The 13,133-nt window shown below is 38.8% G+C and carries 11 protein-coding genes; all 11 read right to left on the bottom strand.

What is annotated here, in order from left to right; translation table 11 throughout:
• Positions 1–95 precede the first annotated feature (95 nt).
• Positions 96–1,460 (bottom strand): 23S rRNA (uracil(1939)-C(5))-methyltransferase RlmD, encoded by a 1,365-nt coding sequence (gene rlmD, locus ACIQXJ_RS21775; protein WP_403057570.1) that lies wholly within the window; start codon positions 1,458–1,460, stop codon positions 96–98.
• Between the two features lie 210 nt (positions 1,461–1,670).
• The gene (cydS, locus tag ACIQXJ_RS21770) at positions 1,671–1,793 is read right to left on the bottom strand and encodes a cytochrome bd oxidase small subunit CydS family protein (RefSeq protein WP_403057567.1); all 123 of its coding nucleotides are present in this window, start codon (positions 1,791–1,793) and stop codon (positions 1,671–1,673) included.
• Between the two features lie 12 nt (positions 1,794–1,805).
• Positions 1,806–2,831: a cytochrome d ubiquinol oxidase subunit II gene (locus ACIQXJ_RS21765; protein WP_403057564.1), complete on the bottom strand. Its 1,026-nt coding sequence runs from the start codon at positions 2,829–2,831 to the stop codon at positions 1,806–1,808.
• Entirely contained in the window at positions 2,828–4,174 is a 1,347-nt protein-coding gene (locus tag ACIQXJ_RS21760; RefSeq protein WP_403057561.1) for a cytochrome ubiquinol oxidase subunit I, read from the bottom strand. Before ACIQXJ_RS21760 ends, ACIQXJ_RS21765 begins: the two co-directional genes overlap by 4 nt.
• Positions 4,175–4,529: 355 nt before the next feature.
• Complete coding sequence (locus tag ACIQXJ_RS21755) at positions 4,530–5,444, bottom strand: diacylglycerol kinase (protein WP_401013524.1); 915 nt, start codon at positions 5,442–5,444, stop codon at positions 4,530–4,532.
• A gap of 177 nt (positions 5,445–5,621) precedes the next feature.
• Positions 5,622–6,182, bottom strand: a complete 561-nt coding sequence (locus tag ACIQXJ_RS21750; RefSeq protein WP_403057558.1) for a thioredoxin family protein — start codon at positions 6,180–6,182, stop codon at positions 5,622–5,624.
• Positions 6,183–6,349: 167 nt separating this feature from the next.
• Positions 6,350–7,777, bottom strand: coding sequence for an Asp-tRNA(Asn)/Glu-tRNA(Gln) amidotransferase subunit GatB (gene gatB / locus ACIQXJ_RS21745; protein WP_403057555.1), 1,428 nt, complete (start codon positions 7,775–7,777; stop codon positions 6,350–6,352).
• A 1-nt stretch (position 7,778) separates the two neighbouring features.
• A complete protein-coding gene (gene gatA, locus ACIQXJ_RS21740) occupies positions 7,779–9,242 on the bottom strand; it encodes an Asp-tRNA(Asn)/Glu-tRNA(Gln) amidotransferase subunit GatA (RefSeq protein WP_401013515.1) in 1,464 nt (487 codons plus the stop codon).
• A 24-nt stretch (positions 9,243–9,266) separates the two neighbouring features.
• Positions 9,267–9,554 carry an Asp-tRNA(Asn)/Glu-tRNA(Gln) amidotransferase subunit GatC gene (gene gatC, locus ACIQXJ_RS21735; protein ID WP_024364473.1) on the bottom strand — a complete coding sequence of 96 codons (288 nt, stop codon included), beginning with the start codon at positions 9,552–9,554 and terminating at the stop codon, positions 9,267–9,269.
• 336 nt (positions 9,555–9,890) lie between these two features.
• Positions 9,891–11,027 carry a CamS family sex pheromone protein gene (locus ACIQXJ_RS21730; RefSeq protein WP_403057552.1) on the bottom strand — a complete coding sequence of 379 codons (1,137 nt, stop codon included), beginning with the start codon at positions 11,025–11,027 and terminating at the stop codon, positions 9,891–9,893.
• 107 nt (positions 11,028–11,134) lie between these two features.
• Complete coding sequence (gene ligA, locus ACIQXJ_RS21725) at positions 11,135–13,132, bottom strand: NAD-dependent DNA ligase LigA (protein ID WP_403057549.1); 1,998 nt, start codon at positions 13,130–13,132, stop codon at positions 11,135–11,137.
• Position 13,133: the final 1 nt, after the last annotated feature.

Genomic DNA, 13,133 nt, shown 5'->3' with positions numbered 1-13,133 from the left:
CAGGGTCTGTATAAAAATTTTTTACTTTTCAAACTATATAGTAAAACTTATAAATTATCAGAATTGTTTAGGAATTAAATGTGTACCCCCGTATATTACGATAACTCCAACCACGCAACCGCTTCACAATGTGTGGAGTGTGGGAACATATCGACTGGTTGGATTTCCTGTGTTTTGTATCCGCCATCTTCCAGAATGCGAAGGTCACGTGCAAGTGTAGCTGGGTTACATGATACATAAACAACTCGTTTTGGACGTTGCTCTAAAATTGTTTGTAAAAGTGCTTCATCGCATCCTTTACGTGGTGGGTCTACAACAAGGACATCTGCTTCCTTGCCTTCCTTATACCAGCGTGGAATCACTTCCTCTGCAGGGCCTGCCTCGAAGTACGTATTTGTAAAGCCATTAAGCTCTGCATTGCGTTTTGCATCCTCAATTGCTTGTGGTACAATTTCGACGCCCATAACAGCCTTCGCTTTTTGAGCGAGGAATAAAGAAATTGTACCAATGCCACAATAGGCATCAATGACACGTTCATGACCTTGTAAATCAGCATAGTCTAGCGCTTGCTTGTATAGCACTTCCGTTTGCTGAGGATTTACTTGGTAGAACGAGCGTGCCGAAATTTCAAAACGCACATCACCGATAGAATCAATGATTACATCATTGCCCCAAAGGTTGATCGTTTCATCACCAAAAATAACGTTTGTTTTATCGCTATTGATGTTTTGCATTATCGATGTAACGTTTGGCAATAGCTTTAATATGCTTGCTACGGCCGATTCTTTTTGCGGGAATTTTTTCTTTTTCGTAACGAGTACGACCATAACCTCACCTGTTGCACGTGCCGTACGGATAACGACGTGACGCAGCATCCCTTCATGTGAAGCTTCATTATAAGGTTGAATACCGATTGTCGTTAATTCTTTTTTTAGTCCCGAAAGAATTGCGTCCGCTTCACCTGTTTGAATTAAACAGCGGTCCATATCGACAATTGTATGCGATTTTGTTTTGTAGAAACCAGCAATGACTTGTCCCGCGTCATTTGTAGAAAATGGAATTTGAGCTTTATTGCGATATTGCCAAGGCTCCTCCATCCCCTTTACTGGTAAAACTGGTGCGTCAATTTTGCCTAAGCGTTGCATAACATTACGCACCATATTTTCCTTCCACTTTAACTGCCCCTCGTACGATAAGTGCTGTAACTGACAGCCACCGCATTGCTTAAAATAATCGCAAGGTGCATCTACTCGATCAGGTGAAGGTTTAATTATTTCTATCACTTTTGCAAAGCCATAATTTTTTAGCGTTTTTAAAACATGAATTTCTGCTGTTTCATTCGGTAATACACCTTGAATAAATAATGGATAGCCATCGACTTTTGCGACGCCATTGCCATCATGTGTTAAATCTTCTATATAAACTGTGAGTTGGTCATTCTTTTTTACGGGTGCTGACATTCGTACATCCTCCATTTCAATCTTCTTATTGTAGCATGTGATAGCGGAGGAAAAAAGAACAAGGCATGAATTTATCACGCTATTCTAGCTGTGCTAAAAAATAATGACCTGGAGCGAGCACAACTCGCAATGTGAACGAGCTCCCCGTTTTCCTTAGCGTATCTTCATTTGATAGTTAACCTTAGCCCAGACAGTGCTAAAAAAGAGCCGCTATTCGCGACTCTTTTCATTGTTTTTCGTGACATAATCATCTTTTGGTGCCCACCAGAACATAACAATAATCCCGATAATGACGACAATAAATGGTGCATAAAACATTAAAAACTTTTCCATCGCTATAACCTCCTATGCATGATGGTCTTCTTTCCCTGTCACATAATTTTTGTTGAATAAGAATAATTTCAGCAATAAATATAGTGAAGGTAGAAGCAGGCATAATCCTAAAACAAATACGATAACTAATGCAATGGCCATTTGTGTGTTTGTAAAGCTATCATAAATCGTCAAATATGGATACAGTAAATATGGATATTGGGCGATACCATAAGCAAAAAACGCAACCGCGAACTGAGCGATTAATAGTCCTACAGCAAGCCCATAATTTTTCCGCATCCATAACAATATAACAGTAATAATAAATAATACTGCGGAAATAGCAAACATCCACCATAAGTTGACCATATGCTGATAGCTTTCAGGGTTAATGGATTTCATTTCATACATAATCCCAAGTGCACTAATCATTAATGGTGCTGCCCAAATTAATGCATATTTTCGCATTAAGTTTGTTGCCTCTACATCTGTTGCTTTATGTGCATACCATGTTAAAAATACTGCGGATATATAAAGGACAGCTGCTATGCTTAATACGACAATACTCCAAGCAAATGTACTCGTATATAGTGTCCAATAATTTAATACTGGTTGCCCTTCCACCATATCCACATAGCCGCCACCTGCAATAGCAAATACTACAGATAATGAGGCTGGAATAAGTAAACCTGTTAAGCCATATGTCAGAGAATAACCAATATGTCCACGTGCACCATACGATTCAAATGCATAGTACGAGCCACGAATCGCAAGCAACACTAATGAAATACTTACCGGTACAAGCAAAATTGTTCCATAGTAAAATGCTGTTTGAGGGAAAAATCCTACAATCCCTACAAAGAAAAACACTAAAAAGACATTCGTTACTTCCCATACAGGCGATAAATATCGTTTAATAATATTCGTTATGATATGGTTTTTCCCAATAAGTAGACTGTAAGCATTGAAAAAACCTGCGCCAAAATCAATGGATGCGACCATCACATAACCAAAAAGGAAAATCCACAATACTGAAATTCCTAATACCTCTAATGTCATATGATGTCACCGCCTTTTTCTATATTCCGATCTTCAATTTCACGCTCAATCGGATTCTTTTTAAACATCCGAATTAATACAACAGTACTACCGATTCCAAGTACGGCATAAACACCTGAGAATAACAGCATCATTAAATCTACATGATCACTCGTTGTTGCGCCCTCTGGTGTTCGCATAATACCGTATAATATCCACGGTTGACGACCAACCTCTGCAAGCCACCAACCTGCTTCAATCGCAATTATGGACAGTGGCGCACCGGCAACAATAATCCATTTATATAACCGTGAATGAATAAATCGCCAACGACGTAGTTTCCCTACTACATAAACTAGAGATACTAATGCCATAAACATGCCGATAAAGACCATGATGTTAAACAGATAGTGAATATAAAGCGGTGGTCGGTCTTCCTCCGCAAATTGATCTAAACCTATTACTTCTGCATTTGGATTATTAGCGGCCAGTATACTTAAAGCGTAAGGTACTTTAATGGCATACTTTACTTCCTCGCCATCTAATACACCGAATAAAATAAGTGACGCTTTATCTGTTGTTTCAAAATGCCATTCTGCCGCAGCTAATTTTTCTGGTTGGTATTCCGCTAAGTATTTGCCTGAGAAGTCGCCTATTATTGCAGCTGAAATCGATGTAACCAGACCAATCTTCATTAGTAAAAATAATGATTTTTTATGGTAAATATGATCAGAGCCTCTAAGCATACGATAGCCTGCAATTGCTGCCAACACAAATGCTGATGTCATGTAGGCTGTTACAAGCACGTGCGCTACTTTAGTTGGCATAGCTGGGTTAAACATTGCTAAAAATGGTTGAATATTAACGAGCTGACCGTCCACTATGTCAAAGCCTTGTGGTGCGTTCATAAAGGCATTCACGATTGTTATAAAAACAGCGGACATTGATGCACCTAAAGCAACAGGAATTAGAAGGAGCATATGTTTTTTCTGACTATCGAAACGATCCCAAGTGTATAAGTAGATACCTAAGAAAATGGCTTCAAAGAAGAATGCAAAGGTTTCCATAAAGAGTGGTAATGCTATAGTTTGCCCTGCAAGTTGCATAAAATTCGGCCATAGTAACGATAATTGTAATCCGATAGCTGTACCTGTAACGACCCCTACAGCAACGGTAATAACGAAACCTCGTGCCCAACGTCGTGCCATTAAAATATAATGCTCATCATTCTTTTTATATCCAGTCCATTGCGCAATCATAATCATTAACGGCACGCCGACTCCAATCGTTGCATAAATGATGTGGAACGATAACGTAAGCTCCGTTAATGCACGACTCCAAAAGACTGCTGATTCATTAATCATCTCAATACCCTCCTAACTACCAAATATTCTTCCCAGTATGGAAAGTAGCATGATAATTGCAACACCAAAGCTTAACCAAATAAGCTTTCTTTCCTGTGACTTATACAAATTGCACCACTTCCTTTCCTTATCCATACCCATATTTTCCACTATTTCAACGCAAAAAACCTTTATAATGGACCGAAACTTCGGCCTATTATAAAGGTTTCAAATTTTGTTCATTTAATATACGCATATTCGCCAAACATTTTTCTTAATTCGTTCACAACCCCATTTAATGAGGGGATTATAAACAAATAAGTGTAAATTTACAAAACTTATTTACACTTTTCTGCAATTGTTCCATAAGAGTAATTTAAATTCGATCTTCCTCACGAATATCTTCGATTGGTACAAAAATTTCAATATGGCGCTTCAAGTTTTCAAAAGTTGCAGGTGCATCTCCACCATATTCGCCATCTAGATTTAAATGCACTTCGTTTTCCGTCGTAACTTTCACAACACTTGCCTTTTTATAAATAACACGATCATCCTTTAAATGTTCGCCTCGCAACGCCATTGCCGCAAGTTGAATAAATTCGGGAAGGCTCACTTTTTTCAATACTAATAATGTAAAGTAACCGTCGTTTATGCTCGCATCTGGCGCAAGCTTTTCAAAGCCTCCAACAGAATTCGTTAAGCCACATAAGAACATCATCGCATCTCCATCAAATACTTCACCATCATATTCAATACGCATATGTGATGCCTTAATAGATGGAATCATTTCAACCGCTTTTAAATAGTAAGCTAACTGTCCTAGCATTGTTTTCATTTTGCTCGGCACTTCGTATGTTAGCTCAGTAATACGTCCCCCAGCAGCGATATTGATGAAATAGCGTTCTCCATTTAACAATCCAACATCAACTGGTAAGGTATCGCCTTTAATAATAATATCAACGGCTTCATCAATATTTCGTGGAATATGGACGGCACGTGCAAAATCATTCGTTGTTCCCATTGGGATTAAGCCAATCTTTGGACGTTTATCAAATTGGCCTACACCAGAAACAACCTCATTTAACGTCCCATCTCCACCAACTGCTATGATAATATCAAATCCACGTTCTACTGCGTTTTTTGCTGCTTCTATAGCATCGCCTTCACAAGTTGTTGCGTGACAGGATGTCTCATAGCCCGCCACCTCTAGTTTCTCCAATACTTCTGGTAAATGCTTTTTAAACGCTTCCCGACCAGATGTAGGATTATAAATGATTCTTGCTCGTTTCATAACATACCTTCCTGCTTCATAAGATTCTAATACTTTCAACGAATAAACCATTGAAATGTTGCACTGGTGATTAAATAGGCAGTTCTACGCCTTGCAACTCAAATTCACCATATGCTTCCAATACGCCAGTATGAGCGCATATTGTACGTTATACCATTGCCTAAGCAAATTGCTCCTTTATTGCAATGCTGCTGTTACATGTTTTTTGAAATCTTCGTATACATATTCCCAATTTGCTTTATTCGTAATATTATCTTCACGTATTTCAGTGTAAAGTGCTTTTTGTGCTTCCTCAAAAGTTGGATCTTCTTTGTCCGGTAATGTAGTTCTTTTCTTCACAACAATATCCTGTAACTCAGGCGCACGTGGTCCCCATTTACCTATAACTTGGCCTGATTCGTTAAGTAAAATATACATTGGAATTGCACGGCCACCGTTTGTTAAGTAACGGTCGATTAAATCTGTGTCTGCATCGCGTAAAACAGTGCGCATATCTAATCCAGCTGCCTCTGCAACACGGCGAATAATTGGATTATTTAGCATCGCATCTCCGCACCAATCTTCAGTAATTGTTAGTATTTTAGGTTGCTTGTCTTTTAATAAAGCTACAAAACCATCGTTCATTGGCACTTCAAAGCCATCATAAATACGGAAGCTATCTTCTTTAAGCGTTGTCATGTTATCCATATATTGTTGAATTGAAATGGCTTCTTCAAAATATTGTTGTTCAGTTTTCATATACTTATCCCCTTTTTAAATGAAGTGTTTGTTCTATTCTATATTTTGCTATGAATACTCTTTTTAGACAACTATTTAGTGTTACGATTTGTTAGTATGTACAATCTTTGCATTTAAAAAGCCAAGAAAGTGAATTCACTCTCTTGACTCATTGTAATAACAAAAAATTAGCGTTTTGCAATTTCTTGTTGTAATAATTTGTTGACCATTGGTGGGTTCGCTTGGCCTTTTGTAGCTTTCATAATTTGTCCAACTAAGAAGCCAATTGCACGATCCTTACCGTTTTTGAAGTCTTCGATCGATTGTGCATTGTTATCTAATACTTCTGTTACGATTGCTAATAATGCACCCTCATCCGAAATTTGAACTAATCCTTTTGCCTTCACGATGTCATTAGCTGAACCGCCGTTTTCAACTAACTCAGTAAATACTTTTTTACCGATTTTAGAAGAAATTGTACCGTCCGTAATCAATTTCACCATGCCTGCTAGGTTTTCTGGAGTTAACGCAGTATCTTTAAGATCTTTCTGTTCAGCATTTAAATATGCAGAAACATCACCCATCAACCAGTTTGCAGAAAGTTTTGCATCTGCACCTTCAGCTATCATCGCTTCAAAGAAATCAGAAATTTCTTTAGAAATAACAAGAACGCCAGCGTCATAAGGAGTTAATCCTAATTCTTCAACATAACGTTTTTTACGAGCATCAGGAAGTTCAGGAATCTCTGATTTCACGCGTTCTAACCACTCATCGTCGATTGACAGACGCACTAAGTCTGGCTCTGGGAAGTAACGATAATCATCTGTTCCTTCTTTAACACGCATTAAAATAGTTTTACCAGTTTTTTCATCAAAGCGACGCGTTTCTTGATCAATCACGCCACCTGACAGTAATACGTCCGCTTGACGTAACTCTTCGTGCTCAATACCACGACGAACGTAGTTAAATGAGTTAAGGTTTTTAAGCTCTGTTTTTGTACCGAATTCTTCTTGGCCATATGGGCGAATCGAAATGTTAGCATCACAGCGCAGTGAACCTTCTTCCATTTTACAGTCTGAAACATCTGTATATTGGATAATTGATTTTAATTTTTCAAGGTAAGCATACGCTTCATTTGCTGTGCGAAGATCTGGCTCAGAAACGATTTCTACAAGCGGTGTACCTTGACGGTTAAAGTCCACTAATGAATGGTCACCAGCATGAGATAGTTTACCAGCATCTTCTTCCATATGAAGACGAGTAATACCGATACGTTTTGTGTAACCATCTACTTCAATATCAATCCAACCGTTTTTACCAATTGGCTTATCGAATTGTGAAATTTGATATGCTTTCGGATTATCCGGATAGAAATAGTTTTTACGGTCAAATTTTGTTTCTTGCTCGATTTCCATGTTTAGTGCAAGTGCTGCTCGCATCGCGAAATCTACAACATTTTTATTTAAGACAGGAAGGACACCAGGATAACCTAGGTCGATTACTGTTGTATTTGTATTTGGTTCAGCACCGAAGTGAGCTGGCGCTGGCGAGAAGATTTTTGAGTTTGTTTTTAACTCAACGTGTACTTCTAAACCAATGACTGTTTCAAAGTTCATGTTATTTTCCCTCCCAAATTTGAGGAACTTCTTTATGGAACGCAGTAGCTTGCTCGAACGCATGCGCTACACGGTAAATTGTTGCTTCATCGAAGTATTTACCAATGATTTGCAAGCCTAGTGGTAGACCGTTTTCAAAGCCACATGGAATAGAAATTGCTGGCACGCCCGCTAAGTTCATAGGAATTGTTAAAATATCGTTCGCATACATCGTCATTGGGTCATCAACATTTTCACCAATTTTAAATGCTGGCGTTGGTGCCGTAGGTCCAATGATTACATCAAAGTCTTCGAATACTTTGTCGTAGTCTGCTTTAATAAGTGTACGTGCTTGCTGTGCTTTTTTGTAATAAGCGTCGTAAGTACCAGCGCTAAGTGAATAAGTTCCTAGCATGATACGACGTTTTACTTCATCACCAAAGCCTTGTGCACGTGTTTCTTTGTAAAGGTCCATTAGGTTATTAACGTTTTCTGCGCGGAAACCGTAACGGATACCATCAAAACGAGAAAGGTTTGATGACGCTTCAGAAGAAGAAAGGATATAGTACGCTGCAAGTGCATATTTAGAATGAGGAAGTGATACTTCTTCTACTGTCGCACCTAAGCCTTTTAGTACTTCTAGTGCATCAAGTACTGATTGACGTGCCGCTTCGCCAACACCTTCACCTAAAAATTCCTTTGGTACAGCAATACGTAAACCTTTTACATCGCCAGTCAGTGCTGCTGCGAAGTTTGGTACTTCTACATTTGCTGAAGTTGAATCGTTAGGGTCTAGTCCTGAAATGGCTTCTAGTAAAAGTGCATTGTCTTCAACATTACGTGTAATTGGTCCGATTTGATCTAACGAAGAAGCGAATGCCACAAGTCCAAATCGAGATACACGACCGTATGTAGGTTTCATCCCTACGACACCGCAATATGCTGCTGGTTGACGGATTGAACCACCTGTATCTGAACCAAGTGAGAATGACACTTCTCCTGCTGCTACTGCTGCCGCAGAAGCACCTGAAGAACCACCTGGTACATGATTTAAGTTCCATGGATTTTTTGTTGTTTTATAGAATGAGTTTTCATTTGAAGAACCCATTGCAAACTCGTCCATGTTCAATTTACCGATTGTAATCATGCCAGCTTCGCGTAGCTTATGAACGACTGTCGCATCGTAAATTGGCATAAATCCTTCAAGGATTTTAGAAGCACAAGTTGTTTCTAAGCCTTCTGTTACGATATTGTCTTTTACACCAATAGGAAGACCAAAAAGTGGTCCACGTTCTTCAAATGGCACTTTGTCCATTTCAGCTGCTTGTGCAGTTGCTTTTTCTTCGTTTGAAGCAAGGAATGCTTGTACATCGCCATCAAGCTTTGTTACGCGTTCATATGCTTCTTTTGTTAAGTCAGCGATTGTTAGGTTACCAGCTTTAATCTCAGCTTGTAGCTCCTTTGCTGAACGTTCAAATAACGTCATGAGGAATCCTCCTATTTTTTAGTATTACATGATAGCTGGTACTTTTACTTGACCATCTTCTTGTTCTTTCACGTTTAACATCATTACATCACGGTCTAGACCTTTTGTTGCCACATCTTCACGCATTACGTTTACCAGTGGTAAAACGTGTGTTGTTGGTTCAACATTTGTAGTATCTAACTCGTTTAGCTGCTCTGCAAAGTCAGTAATTTTCCCAAGTTGCTCAGCAAATTTTTCCGCTTCTTCTTCAGTAATTGCAAGACGTGCTAAATTCGCCACGTGCTTAACTTCTTCTTTTGTTAATTTTGCCATTTTTTACACCTCCGAATACGATCCAATTCATTGTTTTTGTTGATAACAATAGGGTTGAATAAAGTTAACCATGCCAATAATCATAACATTTTTCCTATTAAAAATCACAACTTTCACCAAAAATACAGAAACTTTCACTACTATAACAAAGTGTTGTCCCAAGATGTCTTCTTTTGTTGAACGAACACTATCATTGTTAGCTGATTTGGATTTCAGAGAAGCCTTACTAGCCATTACTTACGTATGATGTACATTGTCCAAATTCTATTAAATGAACATCTATTGGATTTAAGCGCAATTATGCATAAAAATAGCCAGCACAAGGCTGACTATTTTTTACTCATATACGTGTACATACGGGTCTTTATCATTCGCTTCTTTCATAATTAAAGCCTCCGGACCATTAATTGAAGTAATGCTCACTTCGACATTTATATTATCAAATTGATTGATTAGGGCACCCGTTAAATATTGTGTAAAGCCAATAATTTCAGCAGTGCCGAAAAATTGGATTGGAATTTCAATTGTTAGCTTTTGTATTTTTTTATTTTGATAGAAGCCTGTGCCAATAACACTTGTATAGTTGGAAAAATATTTATCGACATCTTGCTTGAAGTTTTTGAAGTTATTGCTAACATCTCGATAAGTATCATGTGTATCATCTGTTGGGAACATCACATATTCTTCGTCAAGAGGTTGCCAATCGCCTATATCATTTTGCCCCTCTTTTGCAACACCATAAGTAAAATACGTACCTGGAATAATTTCATTGCGGGCCTGCTGTTTAAACAACCCAACGACTATCGGTACATCTTTTAATTCATCACGTGTACGCATACGGGAAACGATTTCAGCCGCCATTTTTTTGCCTTGCTCAACAAGAGCTGACTCAGGAATAGGCTCCTCGTAATACTCACCATATTTTTCTTTTTGATAATAATAGATAGAATTTAAAGATAGCCCTATTGAAATACCAGCTAATTTCACCTTATTATCATCTGTTTTCTTTAAATAATTTTGCTCAACAATATGAGATAAATAAATAGGTGCTTTTGTTGCACGTTCTTCTGGTGTCATAGCATCTGTTGCTGGAGGATTTAAACCATCCTCCGTTTGTGAACTACGCGCTAGCCAAGAGCTTACTGTGCTTTCAGCTAAATATTGGCCTTCTTGGAAGTAATAATTTTCAGTGTCAAACTCATTTTGAGAAAGACGCATTAATCCTGTTTCTACTTCCTTCATATCGTACTTCGTGTAAATATTCGAAACGACTAACCCACGGCTTGCACTTTCTTTATATGGTATTAGTGTTTTATAGAAAGATTCATCAATCTGTAGACTTGGAATAATCGTTGTTTCCGCTTTTTCCTGTTGCGTTTCCTGTGTAAGCTCTGTCTCCTTCTTGTTCGAAGGCACACAGCCGACTAGCATTGCAGCAGCTACAATTGCTGGAATGAGTCGAAATGACTTCATTATTTTAGTACCCCTTTACTAATTATCAGATTCGCCTTTGACAAATTTTCTATTACGCTCTCATTTAAGAGCAAACATCTGCCCATGCTGTATCTTTTACGTATTGTTTAAGTTAGTTGCTCAATTAGGTCGTCTTCATTCCAAACTTCAATACCTAATTGTTCTGCCTTTGTCAGTTTAGACCCTGCATCCGAACCTGCAATAACAAGATCAGTTTTTTTACTGACACTTCCTGTGACAATTCCACCTAACTCTTCTATTTTCGCCTTTGCATCGTTCCGTGTCAATTGCTCAAGTTTACCAGTTAGCACGATTGTCTTGCCTGCAAATGGATTGTCACCTACGACTACCTCTATCTTTTTGCCTTTATACGTCATATTGACACCAGCCTCAGCAAGACGCTGAATAACAGCACGTGCATCTTCATTGGCAAAATACTCAACGAGTGAAGATGCCATTTTATCGCCAATTTCATGAATTGCTACAAGCTGCTCCTCAGTTGCACCCATCACCGCTTCCATCGTCTCAAAATGCTCTGAGACAATCTTTGCCGCCTTCTCACCAACATGTCGTATCCCTAAACCAATGAGTAGACGTTCCATCGAATTGTCCTTTGATGCTTGAATAGCATTCACTAGGTTTGTAGCTGATTTTTCGCCCATACGTTCTAGCTCAACTAACTGCTCCACTGTTAACTGATATAAATCAGATACATCATGAATTAAATCTGCATGCAACAGCTGCTCAACAACTTTTTCACCAAGTCCGTCAATATTCATGGCGTTACGGGAAACGAAGTATTTAATGCTCTCAGCAATTTGTGCAAAACATGCTGGATTCACACATCGCAGGGCAACCTCTCCCTCAATTCGAATAAGCTCACTATCGCAGACAGGGCAATTTGCAGGCATTTCATATGGAATTGAATCCTCTGGGCGTTGCTCTAGTAATACACCGACAACTTGCGGGATAATGTCGCCAGCTTTTCGGATAATGACTGTGTCCCCAATACGAATATCTTTATCACGAATTAAATCTTCGTTGTGTAAAGATGCTCGTTGCACAGTAGTTCCCGCTACTTGTACAGGTGTTAAAATCGCCGTTGGTGTCACGACGCCAGTTCGACCTACTGTTAAATCGATATCAAGCAACGTTGTTACAACTTCTTCTGCGGGGAATTTATAAGCAATTGCCCAACGAGGGCTTTTTGCTGTATAGCCAAGTTCATCCTGCTGCGCAAAACGATCAACCTTAATTACAATACCATCTATTTCATAGGCTAAATTCGGGCGATTTTCTGTCCAAGTTTCAATAAAGGATAAAACCTCTTCAATCGAAGCACAGCGTTGACGTTCTTTATTTGAAGGGAAACCAATCCCTTCCAAATAATCTAACATCTCGCCATGCCCATCAATGCCATACGCTTCACCATCTCCTCCAATTGCATAAATGAAGGTTGATAGTTGACGACTTGCTGCAATTTTTGGATCTAATTGACGTAATGATCCGGCAGCAGCATTTCGAGGGTTTGCAAATAATTCTTCACTGTTTTCAGCGCGCTGTGCATTTAATTTTTCAAACGACTTTTTAGGCATATATGCTTCGCCGCGTACTTCAATCGTAATTGGTTCTTTTAATCGAAGTGGCACAGCACGAATTGTTTTTAAATTTGCTGTTATATCCTCACCAATCACGCCATCACCGCGTGTTGCTCCTTGGACAAAAACACCATTCTCATATTTAAGAGAAATCGCAAGACCATCTATTTTTAGTTCGCATACATAAGAAAAATGATCTCCGATTGCTTGACGAATTTTACGGTCAAACTCACGCAAGTCCGCTTCATTGAATGCATTGGACAGACTTAGCATCGGATAATCATGCGTCACTTTTTTAAATCCCTCTACGATAGCACCGCCAACACGCTGCGTCGGTGAATCTGGGTAAATTAGTGAAGGATTTGCCTCTTCTAATGCAATAAGTTCGTGTAATAGTTGGTCATATACACTATCTGCAACAAGAGGATTATCTAGCACGTAATACGCATGTCCATATTCATGCAATAATTTATTTAACTCCGCTATGCGCTGTTCAATTTCGTTCATT

Origin of the sequence: Lysinibacillus sp. NPDC097868 (assembly GCF_044761135.1) — a bacterium.
In the GTDB taxonomy this organism is placed as follows: domain Bacteria; phylum Bacillota; class Bacilli; order Bacillales_A; family Planococcaceae; genus Lysinibacillus.
The sequence above is the reverse complement of the archived record's forward strand: the minus strand, read 5'-3'. Positions and strand labels throughout refer to the sequence as shown.

What these genes read in the sequence shown, in the direction of transcription:
- rlmD (WP_403057570.1), bottom strand. Translation starts at nt 1,460, where the DNA reads ATGTCAGCACCCGTAAAAAAGAATGACCAACTCACAGTTTATATAGAA.
- cydS (WP_403057567.1), bottom strand. Translation starts at nt 1,793, where the DNA reads ATGGAAAAGTTTTTAATGTTTTATGCACCATTTATTGTCGTCATTATC.
- ACIQXJ_RS21765 (WP_403057564.1), bottom strand. Translation starts at nt 2,831, where the DNA reads ATGACATTAGAGGTATTAGGAATTTCAGTATTGTGGATTTTCCTTTTT.
- ACIQXJ_RS21760 (WP_403057561.1), bottom strand. Translation starts at nt 4,174, where the DNA reads ATGATTAATGAATCAGCAGTCTTTTGGAGTCGTGCATTAACGGAGCTT.
- ACIQXJ_RS21755 (WP_401013524.1), bottom strand. Translation starts at nt 5,444, where the DNA reads ATGAAACGAGCAAGAATCATTTATAATCCTACATCTGGTCGGGAAGCG.
- ACIQXJ_RS21750 (WP_403057558.1), bottom strand. Translation starts at nt 6,182, where the DNA reads ATGAAAACTGAACAACAATATTTTGAAGAAGCCATTTCAATTCAACAA.
- gatB (WP_403057555.1), bottom strand. Translation starts at nt 7,777, where the DNA reads ATGAACTTTGAAACAGTCATTGGTTTAGAAGTACACGTTGAGTTAAAA.
- gatA (WP_401013515.1), bottom strand. Translation starts at nt 9,242, where the DNA reads ATGACGTTATTTGAACGTTCAGCAAAGGAGCTACAAGCTGAGATTAAA.
- gatC (WP_024364473.1), bottom strand. Translation starts at nt 9,554, where the DNA reads ATGGCAAAATTAACAAAAGAAGAAGTTAAGCACGTGGCGAATTTAGCA.
- ACIQXJ_RS21730 (WP_403057552.1), bottom strand. Translation starts at nt 11,027, where the DNA reads ATGAAGTCATTTCGACTCATTCCAGCAATTGTAGCTGCTGCAATGCTA.
- ligA (WP_403057549.1), bottom strand. Translation starts at nt 13,132, where the DNA reads ATGAACGAAATTGAACAGCGCATAGCGGAGTTAAATAAATTATTGCAT.